This is a genomic window from Deminuibacter soli (assembly GCF_003412455.1).
In the GTDB taxonomy this organism is placed as follows: domain Bacteria; phylum Bacteroidota; class Bacteroidia; order Chitinophagales; family Chitinophagaceae; genus Deminuibacter; species Deminuibacter soli.
The window spans coordinates 192,599-207,596 of the sequence record NZ_QTJU01000007.1 but is presented as its reverse complement, the minus strand read 5'-3'; the positions used below and the strand labels follow the sequence as shown (position 1 = coordinate 207,596).

The 14,998-nt window shown below is 44.6% G+C and carries 16 protein-coding genes; 5 read left to right on the top strand and 11 right to left on the bottom strand.

What is annotated here, in order from left to right:
- Positions 1-26 precede the first annotated feature (26 nt).
- Together DXN05_RS17990 and DXN05_RS17985 are read right to left on the bottom strand one after the other, a co-directional pair.
- Complete coding sequence (locus DXN05_RS17990) at positions 27-221, bottom strand: DUF2188 domain-containing protein (protein WP_116848666.1); 195 nt, start codon at positions 219-221, stop codon at positions 27-29.
- 4 nt (positions 222-225) lie between these two features.
- Positions 226-1,200 carry an SDR family oxidoreductase gene (locus tag DXN05_RS17985; protein ID WP_116848665.1) on the bottom strand — a complete coding sequence of 325 codons (975 nt, stop codon included), beginning with the start codon at positions 1,198-1,200 and terminating at the stop codon, positions 226-228.
- Positions 1,201-1,601: 401 nt separating this feature from the next.
- Here DXN05_RS17985 and DXN05_RS17975 point away from each other — a divergent pair, with 401 nt between their 5' ends.
- The 4 genes from DXN05_RS17975 to DXN05_RS17960 all read left to right on the top strand — a co-directional run bounded on the left by DXN05_RS17975 (position 1,602) and on the right by DXN05_RS17960 (position 5,185).
- Positions 1,602-2,606: an SDR family oxidoreductase gene (locus tag DXN05_RS17975; protein WP_116848663.1), complete on the top strand. Its 1,005-nt coding sequence runs from the start codon at positions 1,602-1,604 to the stop codon at positions 2,604-2,606.
- A gap of 153 nt (positions 2,607-2,759) precedes the next feature.
- A complete protein-coding gene (locus DXN05_RS17970; RefSeq protein WP_116848662.1) occupies positions 2,760-3,929 on the top strand; it encodes a zinc-dependent alcohol dehydrogenase in 1,170 nt (389 codons plus the stop codon).
- A gap of 24 nt (positions 3,930-3,953) precedes the next feature.
- Positions 3,954-4,757, top strand: coding sequence for an SDR family NAD(P)-dependent oxidoreductase (locus DXN05_RS17965; protein ID WP_116848661.1), 804 nt, complete (start codon positions 3,954-3,956; stop codon positions 4,755-4,757).
- 209 nt (positions 4,758-4,966) lie between these two features.
- Positions 4,967-5,185: a hypothetical protein gene (locus DXN05_RS17960; protein ID WP_116848660.1), complete on the top strand. Its 219-nt coding sequence runs from the start codon at positions 4,967-4,969 to the stop codon at positions 5,183-5,185.
- A gap of 172 nt (positions 5,186-5,357) precedes the next feature.
- Here DXN05_RS17960 and DXN05_RS17955 read toward each other — a convergent pair whose 3' ends face one another.
- From DXN05_RS17955 to DXN05_RS17925, 7 genes are all read right to left on the bottom strand, one after another.
- The gene (locus DXN05_RS17955; protein ID WP_116848659.1) at positions 5,358-5,756 is read right to left on the bottom strand and encodes a response regulator; all 399 of its coding nucleotides are present in this window, start codon (positions 5,754-5,756) and stop codon (positions 5,358-5,360) included.
- 4 nt (positions 5,757-5,760) lie between these two features.
- Positions 5,761-7,389 (bottom strand): sensor histidine kinase, encoded by a 1,629-nt coding sequence (locus DXN05_RS17950; protein ID WP_116848658.1) that lies wholly within the window; start codon positions 7,387-7,389, stop codon positions 5,761-5,763.
- Between the two features lie 6 nt (positions 7,390-7,395).
- Positions 7,396-8,415: a SpoIIE family protein phosphatase gene (locus DXN05_RS17945; RefSeq protein ID WP_116848657.1), complete on the bottom strand. Its 1,020-nt coding sequence runs from the start codon at positions 8,413-8,415 to the stop codon at positions 7,396-7,398.
- The gene (locus DXN05_RS17940; protein ID WP_116848656.1) at positions 8,408-8,821 is read right to left on the bottom strand and encodes an anti-sigma regulatory factor; all 414 of its coding nucleotides are present in this window, start codon (positions 8,819-8,821) and stop codon (positions 8,408-8,410) included. Before DXN05_RS17940 ends, DXN05_RS17945 begins: the two co-directional genes overlap by 8 nt.
- A complete protein-coding gene (locus tag DXN05_RS17935) occupies positions 8,818-9,204 on the bottom strand; it encodes an STAS domain-containing protein (protein ID WP_116848655.1) in 387 nt (128 codons plus the stop codon). Before DXN05_RS17935 ends, DXN05_RS17940 begins: the two co-directional genes overlap by 4 nt.
- Before the next feature lie 11 nt (positions 9,205-9,215).
- Positions 9,216-10,061, bottom strand: a complete 846-nt coding sequence (locus tag DXN05_RS17930; RefSeq protein ID WP_116848654.1) for an STAS domain-containing protein — start codon at positions 10,059-10,061, stop codon at positions 9,216-9,218.
- A 764-nt stretch (positions 10,062-10,825) separates the two neighbouring features.
- Positions 10,826-11,086, bottom strand: coding sequence for a hypothetical protein (locus DXN05_RS17925; RefSeq protein ID WP_116848653.1), 261 nt, complete (start codon positions 11,084-11,086; stop codon positions 10,826-10,828).
- A 195-nt stretch (positions 11,087-11,281) separates the two neighbouring features.
- On the opposite strand from DXN05_RS17925, the gene DXN05_RS17920 reads away from it, so the two are divergent.
- Positions 11,282-11,740 (top strand): ferritin-like domain-containing protein, encoded by a 459-nt coding sequence (locus tag DXN05_RS17920; protein WP_116848652.1) that lies wholly within the window; start codon positions 11,282-11,284, stop codon positions 11,738-11,740.
- A 219-nt stretch (positions 11,741-11,959) separates the two neighbouring features.
- Here the strand turns inward: DXN05_RS17920 and DXN05_RS17915 are convergent, their stop codons facing one another.
- Both DXN05_RS17915 and DXN05_RS17910 read right to left on the bottom strand, forming a co-directional pair.
- Positions 11,960-13,981, bottom strand: a complete 2,022-nt coding sequence (locus tag DXN05_RS17915; protein ID WP_158559310.1) for an OmpA family protein — start codon at positions 13,979-13,981, stop codon at positions 11,960-11,962.
- Between the two features lie 10 nt (positions 13,982-13,991).
- On the bottom strand, positions 13,992-14,987 hold the full coding sequence (locus DXN05_RS17910; RefSeq protein WP_116848650.1) for a PorP/SprF family type IX secretion system membrane protein: 996 nt from the start codon (positions 14,985-14,987) through the stop codon (positions 13,992-13,994).
- Between the last annotated feature and the right edge of the window lie 11 nt (positions 14,988-14,998).

Sequence of the window (14,998 nt, the reverse complement as noted above, 5' to 3'; positions counted from 1 at the left end):
AATGGGCTTACGCAACTGTGTACTTTTTACGATTTACTTTTTTTGTTTTCACCTTCCTGTTTTTTAAAATGCTCCCTTGCCTTTTTCAGGCCGGTAGCAATGGCGACGCCCTCGTCTGCACCATGCAACAACAGTTCGTTGGCAATTGCTACTGCCTTTTCCCGGAGTTGAACGGGCTGGTTTTTATAGGAAGGCGGGTAATTTCCATGATACCAGGGCATATGATTAAACTTTTGATGATTTATTGAATAGTACAGTGGCCGCCAGGCCAATGATGGCCAGCGCAGCACCTGCAGCCAATTTCTTTTTAGTCACTGGTGTTAACCGTGGCCGGGCGTTGCCGTTAACGCTCATGCCATAGTCTACCGTATCAAAAAGATTGCCCGGAGTAACCGCCGTGCTGTCTGCCGTTTTAAAATAGGTTTTCATCACCATAGCCGTTGCTTTTACCACCAGTAGCGGCGCAATGGCATGGCCCAGTTTAAAGAACCGGGAAGCGATACCTGGATACCGCGTAGCGCGTGGGTGAAGGATGGAAGCCTGTACGGCGCGGGCTACTACGGATGTATCGTATACAGGTGGTGCCGGTTTTAAAACCTTACCCGTATAATTACCTGCATGCTGAATACCGGGTGAATCCAGGAATGCCGGGAAAAGATCTGCCACGTGTATAGCAGGCCACCCGGTTAGCTCCCCCTTCAGTGCCTCAAAAAAGCCGCGCAGGGCAAATTTGGCTGCTGAATAAGCGCCACCAAACGGCACCGGCAGAAAACCCCCGATAGAAATATTGTTGATAAGTATACCGTGGCCCTGCGCCTTAAAGAAGGGTAACACCGCATGCGCCCCACGCATGTACCCCATCAGGTTTGTGGCTATCACGCGTTCATGCACTTCCCAGGGCGTTTCTTCAAAGACGCCTGCTGCCAGCACGCCGGCGTTATTTACCCATACATCAATGCCATCATTCCACGCTGCGGCTTCATTAGCAAGATGCTTTACCGCCTCGGTGTCGGTAACGTCTGTGGTAACCACCAGCACGGCTGCACCCAACTCACGGCATTCATCTGCCAGTTCTTCCAATGCCTTTGTGTTCCTGGCAGCAAGAACCAGCCGGTAACCGTCTGAGGCCAGCAGCAACGCGGTTGCTCTGCCTGCACCACTGGAGGCGCCCGTGATCACAATCGTCTTCGTGTGTTTCATATGCTTTTGTTACCCAAACAATACGCCAAGCTTGGTGCAGCCACCGGCCATAGTTCTGGCATAATTGTTAAAGTAGTTTTCATGATGGTAGCTAACCGTAAAATAAAATGCCGGTTCAGGTTGTATGCTGCATTACGCTTGCTGCATGGCCAGGATGAACCGCTATCGCATCAAAAGCTGCATGCCCTATGGCACGTCGCCAGGATCGATGATGTGGAAAGCTTGTTACAAGTGTGTAAGGCAGGAACACTCATTGTTCGGGGGTTCGGGGCAAAAACGCAGCAAAATGTTGTAGCGGCTATTAAAGCCTTACATAAAAGCCAGGCATTTTATTACCATGTTGGCTTAAAAGCGCCACCGCAAACACACCCATTAAACTCACTTGTACAAACATTTATCATATGAAAGAAGAACACAAAATGCACCGCCGCCAGATGCTCGGCGGCCTGGGCGTAGGTATTGCCACTGCCGCATTAACGCCACTTGCTGCCTCCGCCAGGGATTTTGCTGCAGGACCTGCAGGGCCGGCCCTGGAAGATCCTACCAGTAAATATCCCAAGCCACCCTTTGAAAGTCAATCCCAGCCCTGGCCGGGACTTGCCGGCAAAATGAACCCAAGACCGGATCATGGAGAAAAAAGTTATAAGGGCTCCGGCAGACTTGCCGGCCGTAAGGCACTGGTAACTGGCGGGGATTCCGGGATGGGTAGAGCCGCAGCCATCGCCTTTGCCCGCGAAGGTGCCGATGTTGCCATCAACTATTTTCCGTCAGAAGAACCGGATGCACAGGAAGTGATTGCCCTGATTAAAGCAGAAGGCAGAAAGGCGGTTGCCATACCAGGTGACCTGCGTGATGAATCGTTTTGTACACAGCTGGTAAGCCGGGCAGTGGAAGGCCTGGGAGGACTGGATATTGTGGTAAACAATGCCGGCCGCCAGCAATCACATGATTCTATCCTGGATATCACAACCGAGCAATTTGACTGGACGATGAAAACCAATATCTACGCGCCTTTCTGGATCATCAAGGCAGCACTGCCACATTTAAAACCCGGATCATGCATCATCGCTACCACATCAGAACAGGCCTATGATCCAACGCCAGACCTGTATGACTATGCGCAAACGAAAGCCGCTACCATGAACTATGTGAAGTCACTGGCCAAACAACTGGCTAAAAAAGGCATCCGTGTAAATGGTGTGGCGCCAGGCCCTATCTGGACGCCGCTACAGGTAAGCGGCGGTGCAAGCCAGGAAAAGCTGCAAAAGTTTGGTGGGCAAACACCGATGGGCAGGCCTGGCCAGCCTGCGGAACTGGCTTCTATTTATGTGCAGTTGGCCGCCAGCGATGCCAGCTATGCGACAGGACAGATATATGGCTCTTCCGGTGGAGCTGGCCAGCCCTAATAATTCCACATTGCCCATCCACAGTAGTGTAAAATCATCACAAGACCACGCCCTGTGTAGCATAGCTTTCTTATGTAAGCCAATAGTGGCATGGTTTTGCGCCCGCTTATCATGACCTGTAATTTTTTCACGTAAAACCCAACGTTTTAACCTATGAAGGCAGCTGTAATACATGGACCGCATAAAGTAACGTATGATTCGGTCGATGATCCCAAACTAAAAGACGATCGTGACATCATTCTCAAAGTCACAGCCACGGCCATTTGTGGCTCTGATCTGCATATCTACTCCGGCGGCATTCCGCAGCCGCGCCCCATGGTACTGGGTCATGAGTTTATGGGTATTGTAGAAGAGACAGGCAAAGCAGTAAAGAACCTCAAAGCAGGTGACAGAGTAGTGGTGCCCTTTCCCATCGCCTGCGGACATTGTTTCTTTTGTAATCATGAACTGCCCGGACATTGTGAAAACAGTAACCCGGAACACTACGGCCCGGAAGGTGGTTTGTTGACCGAAAAAGGCGGTGCCCTTTTTGGTTACACCGATCTGTATGGCGGTTATGACGGCGGGCAGGCCCAGTATGTGCGTGTGCCCTACGGGGACTATGGCCCCCGCCTGGTGCCGGAGAACCTGACTGATGAAGAAGTACTTTTTCTCACAGATATTTTTCCTACCGGTTATACCGGTGTGGATTGGGGCGAAGTAAAAGGTGGTGAAACCGTTGCCATCTTTGGTGCGGGCCCTGTGGGCATTATGGCCGCTAAAAGCGCCTGGTTGCGCGGTGCAGCGCGCGTGATAGTGGTAGATACCCTACCCTACCGCCTGCAAAAAGCGCAGGCCGCAGCCGGTTGCGATGCCATTTTGTGGGAAGATGGCGCAAAAGATGTAATAGCGCAAATACGTGCACTCACCAACGGCCGTGGTGCAGATGTAACCATTGATGCCGTTGGATTTGAGCCCTCCCGCAGCTTTGCAGAAAAAGCAAAAGCGGTGATTAACCTGGAAAAGGGATCGCCCAAAGTACTGGAGGCCTGCATGAGCGCAGTACGCCGCGGTGGCATTGTATCTGTACTGGGCGTATACCCTACTACTTACGATAACTTCCCCATCGGGCAATTCTTTGACAAAGGCCTTATCATCAAAGGGGGCCAGGCGCCTGCACAAAAGCACATTGATAAACTCCTGGGTTATGTAAGCGAAGGCAAAGTGAAGCTCAATGATATTATCACCCATCGCCTGCCACTTTCTCAAATTGCACATGGATATGAAATCTTTCAGAAAAAAGAGGAAGACTGCGTAAAAGTGGTACTTGATCCGTGGGCTTAATTTTTAACTATTCAATTATTTTTTATGGCAATTCCATCAAAGTATGCCCTGATCACAGGGGCCACCAGCGGCATTGGTTATGAACTGGCAAAGCTATTTGCCAAAGATGGCTATAGCATAGTGATTGTAGCTCGTTATCAACACGAACTCGATACCACATCCCAGGCCCTGCAGACGCTTGGCGCTCCCAAAATAATCACACTTGCAAGCGATCTTTTTGATCCAAAGGCCGCCTTTGACGTTTATAAAGAAGTCAAAGCGAACGGTATTGATATTGATATATTGGTCAATGATGCCGGCCAGGGCCTTTATGGCGAATTCATTGAAACCAATATTCAACGCGAATTAGATATAATACAGCTGAATATTGCAAGCTTAGTCGTGCTAACTAAACAGTTCCTGATAGATATGGTTTATCGTGGAAAGGGTCGTATCCTGAACCTGGCCAGTATTGCAGGCAAACTACCCGGCCCCTTACAATCGGTATATCATGGCACCAAAGCCTTTGTTCATTCTTTTACTGAGGCCATTCGCGAGGAGGTGAAAGATAAAGGCGTTACCATTACTTCTTTATTGCCTGGAGCCACCGATACTGATTTTTTTAACAAAGCAGAAATGACTGATTCCAAGATTGTACAGGAAGGCGAACTGGCAGATGCGGAAAAAGTAGCTAAAGATGGTTATGAAGCATTAATGGCAGGCAAGGATATGGTAATCTCCGGCTTCAAAAATAAGGTTCAGGTGGCAATTAGTAATATTACGCCCGACAATAAAGTAGCAGCGCAAATGCATAAGCAACAAGAGCCTGCCCAACAAACCGGGCTTTAGCTATATTTGTCAGAATTGCAAAGTACCCCGGCTAATAGCTGTTTCACTTAAAAACAAACAAATTCTTAAACCGAGAAGCTTATACACATATTGGCTTTAGGTGTGAATTATTTCGTCATTTCTACTCCCGCCGGTTAGGCCATTCGATAGCCAGGAATCTGTGTAGCATTGCGGCATAAACTTTGGACTTAGCTATTAAAACTTCGATTATGCCAAAAAAAAATCATGAAGACGCGGCTAAACACCATGAAGAAGCCGCCAAACATCATCGCAGCGCTGCTGAAGAAGCCGGCAAGGGCAATCATGAAAAGGCTGCGCATCATGCCCAGGCAGCCCATGGTCATACAGAACATGCAAAAGAACATGCTCGTGAAGCTTCTAAAAAATATGCTCAACAGCATGAAGAGAAAGGAAAGGAAAAAAAATAACCAAGCCTTCAAGTTTTATTACCGTCGGAAAAATCCGGCGGTTTTTTGTTGACAGTTGATGAAGATAGCTTTCTAAAAGGCTTGCGACATATAACGTATTAAACTTTACGCAACGCTGGCTACGACGGAAGAAGTTCTCCTAATATTATCAAGTTGGAGGATTAATGTTGCTTTAGTGATTAAAAGCCTGTGCCAGCTTATTAAATTCGATTGCGGTTTTCACCGCTTCATCAAAAGTAAGCGGCTTTACAATAAAACTGTGCGCACCCAAAGCCAGGCATTGCTCACGCTCGATACGATTTACAGAAGTAGAGCAGACAATGACCGGTATGTCGCAGAATGCTTCACTTTCTTTTAGCATCTGCAAAATTTGGGTACCATTAACCTTAGGCATATTCAGATCGAGCACAATCAAACTCGGTAGTACTTCAACTGATGCATTCAATAATACCATGGCTTCATCAGCTCCTGTGGCAAAAAAGGCACTCCCGTGCAGCCCCGCCGATTCAAAAGCATTTTGCATAATAAAATTGTCTTCGGCATCATCATCTATAAATAATATATCAGGCATACTGCTAGCTAATTTTATTTAACTGGATTAATGGTAGTGTTAACTTGAAGATAGCACCATGCCCCGGTGTGCTGGCTGCAGTAATAGATCCATTGTGCAACTCCGCTATTTTTTTGCAGATAGCCAATCCTAAACCGGTGCCGCTATACTCTTCTTTAGTATGCAGGCGTTGAAAAAGAGAAAATATTTTAGTTAAGTAAGTCTGGTCAAAGCCAATGCCATTATCTATGAATGAAATAACTGCATCTCCATTGCCATCTGCTCCGGAAATACGTATAAGTGGCGCTACGCCCGGCTTAGCATACTTGATCGAATTAGAGATAATATTTCCGAATAGTTGTACAAGCTGCTGGTAATTGCCTTCCACCACAGGCAATTGGTCAATAGAAACAATCGCTTCTTTCTCGTTAATGATCAATTCCATGTCTTGTAATACATCCAGTGCTACTTTGTTCAAATCAACCTTGGCGAAAGAGACACTTTCTTTTCGTACATCCGAAAATGAAAGCAGGTCCATAATCAGGCTGCGCATGCGCAATGAAGCAGCCAGCATTTTATCAAGAAAAACCAAACCCGCCTCATCTATCGCGTGAGCATAGTGCTGTTTGAAATAATCGCTATAAAAAATCATTTTGCGCACAGGCTCCTGCAGATCGTGGCTGGCAATATAGGCAAACTGCTCCAACTCTTTATTGGATATGTTGAGGTGGTGAATAATGTTGTGCAGCTCCAGCTCATTACGCTGCAGCTTATCCTTCACCAATTTTAGTTCTTCAAATTCTTTTTGTGTGTGGATATCTACCATATAACCTATAAAGCTGGCACCGTCAGGAGTATCTTCCTCAAACCTGCATATTACTACGAGGTGCCAGAAATAAGTTCCCGTTTGTGCATGCAGCAGGCGGCATTCACGTTTAATGGTATTGGTATGGCTGCCTTTAATGCGGTTAAGCATTTCGTTGAAAACAGCCAGGTCATCTGCATGAATGATGGTTGCCCAGCCCGCATCTTTTAATGTTTGTAATGACTGACCGGCATAGTTATCCAGCCATCGGTTTGCAAACACAATCTTACCTTGTGCATCTAATGAAAATATAACAAGCGGCAATGAATCAGTTAAAGTGCGGTATTGTAATTCACTGGCTTTCAAACGCACAGTAAGGTTTTGCAGTTGTTCGTTCTGCTGTTTAATTTCCTCATATGGCGAGGCTGAAACATTGCTTTCAAAAGAAGCGCGCCATTCATCAACTTTCCGCTCTATCTCTTTTACCGGATTAACAATCAGCAATTGCATTTCGATGGAAGTGCCTTCCCCGGAAGTGGTAAGATTAAACAGGTTTACAAGCTTTCGTGCATAGTAAATGCCCTGCTTTTGCAGTGATAGGTCTGGGCGACTATCCAGTATAGTGGCTACCAGGTATTGAGCCTGTTGAGCTGTTACCCGTACACCCAATAGCAATGATCCGTTTTCGCCATCTTCGATGATATTTCTTGCAACTTCTGCCACAGCGGTGGCAAAAGTAGTTTGCGCTGAAAGAGATAATCCCGCCAATTCGGCCAGCTTCATTGACCGGCGATGGGCGAGCACCAAATCCATTTCATTTTGCAATGTGATCCTGGCTATTTGTTTCATGAAAGATTACATTATTTTAACCACCAGTACCGATGCATCGTCAGTATTCCGGCAAAAATCTTTATAAATGGCGGCTGCAATAATATTTGGGTCATGTTTAGCAATGCCAGGCAATTTGCTCAAATCCCATCGCGTCCTAATGCCATCAGAACACATTATCAAAAGTTGTCCTTTTTCCACGTCAAATGATTGCTCATTCATAGAGGATGGAATATTCAAACCGATAATGCCATTATATGAAAGGAAATTTCTAATCACCCCGCGAAAGATCAGTCTCGAAGAGATATTACCAATGCCATTTATTTTAATAATGCCTGATCTAAGATTGATAAGCAAAACAGTCCCAACTAACCCGCGTGTTTTTCTCACACTGCTGGTTTGATGTAATGTGCGCAGGATATTGATGGCGTTATCATCTCTGTTATCTGCAAATGCAGTTATGGCCTGTATGGCAGCTAACGCAGCCTCTTTGCCGTGGCCCAGGCCATCAGCCATAAAAATACGGGCGCCCTGATGGTCAAGCCTGGTATATAAACCATCCCCACATACCTGTTCTCCTGGTTTGGGTACTATAACAGCACCAAGGGTCATTTTGAGCTTCCGCGCAACCTCATTTGAACTACCCACATATTTTCGTACCAGGATAATGGTACCCCAGCCGACTTTTGAAAACACCTGGAACACACTTGTCAGCCGTTTTATCGCCCCCAGGCCCATGCCTAAAGATTTCTTATGGGTAGTAATGCCATCAACCTGCGCAAGACTGAGATCGGGAATACCCGGCCCGTCATCAATAGCAATGATTTCAAGTCCGGCCTCTTTTGCATCTATACATGTTTTTACCAGCAACCGGCCATTCACAGCATATTTAAGCAGGTTAGATATTAGTTCGGCAACGACAATATCTATTTCGGCCATCTCATTGGCTTTGAAAGCACACTTGCCGGCTAACGCATGTATTTCCTTTTTAATAACTGCAGTATAACTTCTGTCCACTACACTAAACAGCACATGGTGGTTATCCATTTTTCCACTTTAATATTGTTACCGTAGTGCCTTTACCTACTGTACTTTTTATGTCAAATTCGTTAACCAATCTTCGGGCACCAGGCAACCCCAAACCGAGGCTTTTGCCTGTTGAGAAGCCGTCTTTCATAGCTAATGGCACATCAGAAATGCCAGGCCCTTTGTCACTGAATACCAGCCGTATGCCATTTTGCCTGCCACTGCTGATTATTTCTATCAATACTGTCCCTTTGCCCGCATACTTCAGGATATTGCGTACCAGCTCACTGGCAGCGGTTATAAGTTTGGTTTGGTTTACCACACCCATCCCAATTTTAATGGTATATTCCTTTACACGGTTGCGAAACAGTACCACATCCTGTTCCTTATCTATCGGGATGGATTCTTTATTGAGAACGACTATCATTCAATATTATCCAGGTCTTCATCCGGTAAACTAATTTTTGACTGCAGTAAGGACATCCCCTTTTCAACATTTAATGCGGTGTACACGCCTTTTAGCTCAAGCCCTAACTCTATAAGCGTAATGGCCACTGCAGGCTGCATTCCCACCACCACAGTTTGCGCATCCATGATTTTCGACATGCCAGCGATATTCCCGATAATCCGTCCCATAAATGAATCCACAATGCTTAGCGCAGAAATATCGATCAGGACGCCTCTTGCTTGGGTTTTGCTTACCATTTGAATCAGGTCTGATTCCAGATTTAAAGCCAATCGATCGTACAAATCGACTTGGATAGTTACCAGCAAAAAGTGGCCAAATCGCAGAATTGGTATTTTATCCATTCCAGCGTATTTTATTTTTGAACTTTTCTAACCTCTAACTGCAACATGTTATATGCCTGCTTTAATGCGCTTGCCAATGTGGCCTTGGTTATTATATTCGATAAATCAATTCCTAAATGCACAACTGTTTGGGCAATTTCGGGACGTATACCGCTAATAATACATTCTGCTCCCATCAAACGCGTCGCAGCTACGGTTTTAAGTAAATGCTGCGCCACCAAGGAATCTACTGCAGGCACACCCGAAATATCCAGTATGGCAATGCTGCTACCGGTATCAACAATCTGTTGCAGCAGGTTTTCCATGACTATCTGTGTGCGGGAGCTATCTAATGTGCCTATGATGGGTAATGCCAGTATGTTATCCCATACACGAATAACGGGTGTGGATATCTCCGATATTTCATCTGTTTGGCGCAATATTACTTCTTCACGGCCTTTAATAAAGGTTTCAAAGGTGATAATGCCCAGGTTATCGAATAACTTATTCAGCTTTAAGGTAGCCGCAAATAATACCGCGAGGTCGTTGCTAAACTCTGCTTGCCACACTTGTAAAATTGCATCACGCAGGCTAAAGACATAGTTCCCGGTTTCTTTAGGTGAATAACCTTGCCTTGCGCGTGAAATTGAAATACCTGAAAGAATCTCGATGATCGGTTCGTAAGTTGGGTCATCCACATTTTCAACATTCTTGTCCGTGACAGCTTTTAAGAAGGCATCCAAAAGTTCTTCAGACTGCGCCCTTAGTTCTTCGTTTTCCATCAGATCCTCGCGAAGTGATATATCTGCCAGCTGATATTGCATCCATAGTTCCAGCAAACGGCTGCGTTTTTTTGAAAGCGCCTTGAAAAGGTCCATATTTTCTTGTTAATTGATTAAAAGGTTTAATAACAATACAATTTGCCCCGGCACTTGTTAAACCTCACGGGCTTCAAATTATGTTTTTATTCAACAACGCAATACTACACAGATTTGATGCAATTGTTTAAAATTCTCTGAAAATCAAAGAAAATATGTCAGGGAGACCGAATATAACCGGAAAAACCGTGGCTTCTTTAAAGGAGAGGCGATTAATCTCAATCATCATCTATGAAATTGATTATCAATGAAAAGATTGTCAAATGAGATACAGGTTTTACTTAGCTATCATTAAACAGTTCTTTGCAGTAACGCCTGGCTAAATTAAGTTTAGTGATCGGATAAGAACGAGCGTTTACAGCTCAAGGTGAAATGGGGCTCCGGCTGTCTTGCCGGAGCATTTCTGGTATTTGAACTAGTCCTATCCTGCGCTACACTGAATATAATAAACGGAAAAGAATCCTGCTTTTTACTGAAGTTTGCCCTTTAGCTCAATGGGGATCAAGTATACAGCAGAGCCTGGTATTCGTACCGGGCTCATTTTAGTTTATGCCCTAAGTGATTATTTTTTGTATACAAATAATTTTGCAGCGGTCATTGCAGCCGGGATGTTACAGCGAATTTATCAGTAAGAAGTATGGCTATTTCGATGTGAACTGTATTCCGTTTGATTGCTTAATTGGAAAGAAAATACTTGTTTTTAAACAACATTCAGTTATTCAGTATCCAGTGCATAGTTATAGAACAATGTGTTCTTAAATAAGCTATTTTTTACCTTTTTTATTGACTAACCAGTTAAAAGCAGATTGTTCGCTCATAGTGCCCAGCGGCAGGTGATTCAATATAAGATCTTCCAATTCATGGGCCTGATCAAATGTTACAGGTCCATAAAGAGCAGAAAAATGATTTAAAATGGCGATCGTTTGGTTGCCATTATAACGATTGAATTGCTTGCGGGTGGGAATAAAATCTTTCAAATAAAAGTCTGAAACCGGCACGTCCCAATCATAATCGACCCCCTGCAAGTGTTCTCTTGTAATTTGTATGTGTTAAAAATAACAACAAAAAGCCACCTTTCAGAAAAAAGGTGGCTGCTGTTTGCATTAGAAAACGAATCTACAAACCTGGTAATAAAATAACCAACTAACTGCCCTTTTGCGGTAATGATAGCCTTTACGGCAACGGCATCCTATTTGCGTGTTATGTAATAAACAAAAAATATGAGTAACAGGCAAAAAGCTGCAGATATTCTGAACGATCTGATTCAACTAAATAATGATCGCGTGGCAGGATTCGAAAAAGCACTTTCAGACATCAAAGAGGAGAATGTTGATTTAAAAGCACTCTTTGAGGAGTATGCAAATCAAAGCCGCACCTATGGCCAGGAGTTAACAGCATTGGTAGCAAGTTACGGCGAGGATTTCGACAAAGGAACCAGTGTTGGAGGTACCTTACACCGGGCATGGATAGATGTGAAATCCCTTTTTGGCGGTAACGATCGTGAAAGCATTTTAAATGAGGCCGAACGTGGCGAGGACGCTATTAAAAAAGCCTATACGGAGGCCCTGAGCGATGGTGACCTTACTGCGGAGGCCGAATCAGTAGTAAGAAAACAGTCAGAAGGTATTCACAATGCGCATGACAAGATCAAGGCTCTGCGTAACATTGCCAGGTCTTAGATTGAATAGTAGTTTAGAATTATCGCTAAAACAATAAACGCTCCGGTATTACAACGGAGCGTTTATTGTCTGCTTAAATCAGCGAGTAACCGTTACAAGTTGTAAAATTTTAGATAATATCCTTAGTAACTTCCCAAGCAATAAATCAATCCCGCAATTCTGCGTTTGCATAACCAGGGTGTACGAAACCAACGCTGGCTCTTTTCCTAATCAAACAGTTTATTGATTGCTCAACACCGTAACCTCTGTTCGTCTGTTTGCCTGATGTTGTGCTTCTGTACATGGCACTCCATCAGAACAACCATTCACCAGGCGACTTTCACCATATCCTTTTGAAATAATACGTTCGGCGGAAATGCCTGCTTTTATCAGGTAAGCCCTGGCAGATGCTGCACGTTGGGCTGACAGTCGTTCGTTGTATGCCTTGCTGCCGCGGCTGTCTGTATGCGAAGACAATTCAATCTTCATTGTAGGATATTTCAACAACAATTGTTGAAGTTTGTTAAGAACTATGGCAGCATCCGGGCGAATGTTGTATTTATCGAAATCATAGTATAGTCCCTCAAGAACAAAGTGATCACCCACCTTATAAGTTTTCTCAGGTACAATGTGTTCCCTTAAATAAAGCGATTGGTAAACAGTATCGCCACTCATAATGATGTTGGTACTAAACTGCGCACTATCTGGCTGGAGTGTCGCAAAACTACCTACCAGTTCATAATCAATAGCCCGCTCTAATATGAACATGGTTTGTCCTCTTGTATCTGTTCGTTGACGCCACATAGCGCGACGCTGTAGATTAGTGAGTGCCACAATCGCATCTTGTACTACACTGCTGTCTTTAGCGCGATATACCGTAGTAAGCAAGTTCAATACTTTCGGAGGCGCAACCTCAACTGGCAACTGGAATACATAAATATCGTCGCTGCCAACGCCATTTTGCCTATTGGAGGATAAAAATCCTTTCAGGGTATCGAAACGAAAAAAGTAAAAATCATCAAATGACGAATTAAATGGAGGCAGCAAATTCTTCGGTTGCTGCCACTGCTGTTTTGCACCGGTGACTGCGAACAAATCCAATCCGCCCATACCCGGCCATCCATCGCTTGAGAAATGCAACCGGTTGCTGTCATTCACAACAGGGAACATTTCGTTACCTGAAGTGTTAATGGCGCTGCCGCAATTTTTAGGTTGTCCCCAGTTCCCGGCACTGTCTTTTTCAGCATACCATATATCAGTTTGCCCATAACCACCAGGCATGTCCGATACAAAATATAAGATACTTCCATCTTTACTTAGGGCCGGTTGTCCTACAGAATAAGCTTTAACATTATTGAATGGGCAGGAAACAGCCTTCTGCCAATGGCCTTCAGGACTTTTTACCGAGTATTGCAATTCCAGCTGTTGTTCTTTAACGCGATGGTAAACATAATGACGTGGCGGGGATTCGGTTAATGCATTCCGGCGCGTTGCATGGGTAATAGTAAAATATACGGTATCGCCACGTGACGAGAATACGGCTGCACCTTCATGAAAAGGACTATTGTTCACCTGGGTACCAATATCTGACACTATAGTTTCGCGGGTACCGGGCAGGCCTATATTTTTTCCATCTGAGCGTGCGGCAAATATTTTGGAGTACGGCAAGCCTGTTCGTGGATAAGGCCAACGCAACACTTGTGTTTTATTATCCAAGGCTTCTCCACGTATAAATTCTGTGGTAAAAACAATAACAGAATCATGCACAACAGCTCCCCAGTCTGCATAACTTGTATTCAAGCTGCTGGCGGGTTGCAGTGTTACGATTGCATGTGAATGCAACCAGGCCTGGGCGGAATCGCAGCCAGCCAAACGATTTTGCAGCAGTGGTGAAGTGCCATATTTAGCGGCATAAGTTGTGTACGCTGTTTTCGCCTGTGTGTACTTTTGCAATTGTTTTAATAGGTTGCCTGTACGCATTTGCAGTGTATCTGCGGTGCTATCTTGTTGCATGCAACGCGCATACGCCCCCAGTGCTTTATCATAGGCACCGGTAATTTCATAACTATAACCGAGCTTGTATAAATTCGCTGCTTTTACTTTGCTGCCACGACAGAGGCGTTCGTATATAAGCATAGCCCGCTGGTATTGAAAAGTAATGAAATACCTGTCTGCAAGTTGCTGGTAAGACAACTGCTCCTGCCCTTCTACCTGTAAGAAAACCAGTAACGGCAATAACAGTAAACACAAACGCTTTTTCATAACATGTGTTTTAAAAATACCTGGGTGACAATTCTCTTTTACCATTTGCAGGAAATAACAAGCTTACCGATATTTCATGTGAACCTGTCTGATACGAATTCAATCCACTCGTGGTAAAATCATAACTATAACCAATCCGCAACCATGGCGTCGCAAATACTTCTGCCATAGCACTTACTGCATCTTTCTGCTCCAGGTTATCCTGCAAATGGCTTTTATTCCATATGCGCACAGCTGTCCTGTAAGATGCACCCAACCACAGCACATCGTGCAGCAGCACAAAAGCAGTTAAGTCTACATTACTAGGCCCCTTAAAGTCTTCTTTCCACATAAAAGAGGGCTTTATTTTAAAGTTATCCGATACTGGTATTACTGTTCCTGTACCAACATACAAATGTGGCGAACGCAGCATGCTGCGAAATACAGCACCATTCCAGTTATAAGTTTTTATGCTATTTACCTGTAAAATATCGCTCACAGAAACTGAAAAATAGTAGTTGGGTGTATAATAGTAAATTCCGGCATTGGCATCGGGCTGTGTGCGTGAAGCTTTGCCAACAGGTATGGTATTGTCATTGTTATCAGTATATTGAAAAACATTACCATCAATAGAGTATTGTGTAACCCCCATGCCCAAACCCAGGCAAAGCCGTTTGCTGCCGTCTTCGCTCATAGGTATGCGATAGGTAAAACCACCCCAGGCCGAAAGTGTTTCCTGTGCACCAAGTTTATCCGATAGCACACGTACACTTAGCGCGATACGCTCATCGCGGTGGGCGGTTAGCCAATCGGCAGAGACTGCAGCAGTTTGCGGCGAGCCCGGAAATCCGGTCCATTGCTTTCGGTAAATAGCATTGATATTAGTTCCACCTTTATATCCTGCATAGGCAGGGTTAATATTTACCATGTTGAAAATATACTGACTGAATTGAATGTCTTGCTGTGCAAGAGCCGTGAAACGATTGCAAAGCAATACCAAAACCAGTATTAAGATTTTTGTTTGCATAACTGCTGTTT

Bases quoted from the DNA above. Each gene is read 5' to 3' on its own strand.
- DXN05_RS17950 (WP_116848658.1), bottom strand. From the start codon at position 7,389: ATGAAACAAATAGCCAGGATCACATTGCAAAATGAAATGGATTTGGTG.
- DXN05_RS17940 (WP_116848656.1), bottom strand. From the start codon at position 8,821: ATGATAGTCGTTCTCAATAAAGAATCCATCCCGATAGATAAGGAACAG.
- DXN05_RS17965 (WP_116848661.1), top strand. From the start codon at position 3,954: ATGGCAATTCCATCAAAGTATGCCCTGATCACAGGGGCCACCAGCGGC.
- DXN05_RS17990 (WP_116848666.1), bottom strand. From the start codon at position 221: ATGCCCTGGTATCATGGAAATTACCCGCCTTCCTATAAAAACCAGCCC.
- DXN05_RS17920 (WP_116848652.1), top strand. From the start codon at position 11,282: ATGAGTAACAGGCAAAAAGCTGCAGATATTCTGAACGATCTGATTCAA.
- DXN05_RS17975 (WP_116848663.1), top strand. From the start codon at position 1,602: ATGAAAGAAGAACACAAAATGCACCGCCGCCAGATGCTCGGCGGCCTG.
- DXN05_RS17930 (WP_116848654.1), bottom strand. From the start codon at position 10,061: ATGGACCTTTTCAAGGCGCTTTCAAAAAAACGCAGCCGTTTGCTGGAA.
- DXN05_RS17935 (WP_116848655.1), bottom strand. From the start codon at position 9,204: ATGGATAAAATACCAATTCTGCGATTTGGCCACTTTTTGCTGGTAACT.
- DXN05_RS17915 (WP_158559310.1), bottom strand. From the start codon at position 13,981: ATGAAAAAGCGTTTGTGTTTACTGTTATTGCCGTTACTGGTTTTCTTA.
- DXN05_RS17955 (WP_116848659.1), bottom strand. From the start codon at position 5,756: ATGCCTGATATATTATTTATAGATGATGATGCCGAAGACAATTTTATT.
- DXN05_RS17945 (WP_116848657.1), bottom strand. From the start codon at position 8,415: ATGGATAACCACCATGTGCTGTTTAGTGTAGTGGACAGAAGTTATACT.
- DXN05_RS17960 (WP_116848660.1), top strand. From the start codon at position 4,967: ATGCCAAAAAAAAATCATGAAGACGCGGCTAAACACCATGAAGAAGCC.
- DXN05_RS17970 (WP_116848662.1), top strand. From the start codon at position 2,760: ATGAAGGCAGCTGTAATACATGGACCGCATAAAGTAACGTATGATTCG.
- DXN05_RS17910 (WP_116848650.1), bottom strand. From the start codon at position 14,987: ATGCAAACAAAAATCTTAATACTGGTTTTGGTATTGCTTTGCAATCGT.
- DXN05_RS17985 (WP_116848665.1), bottom strand. From the start codon at position 1,200: ATGAAACACACGAAGACGATTGTGATCACGGGCGCCTCCAGTGGTGCA.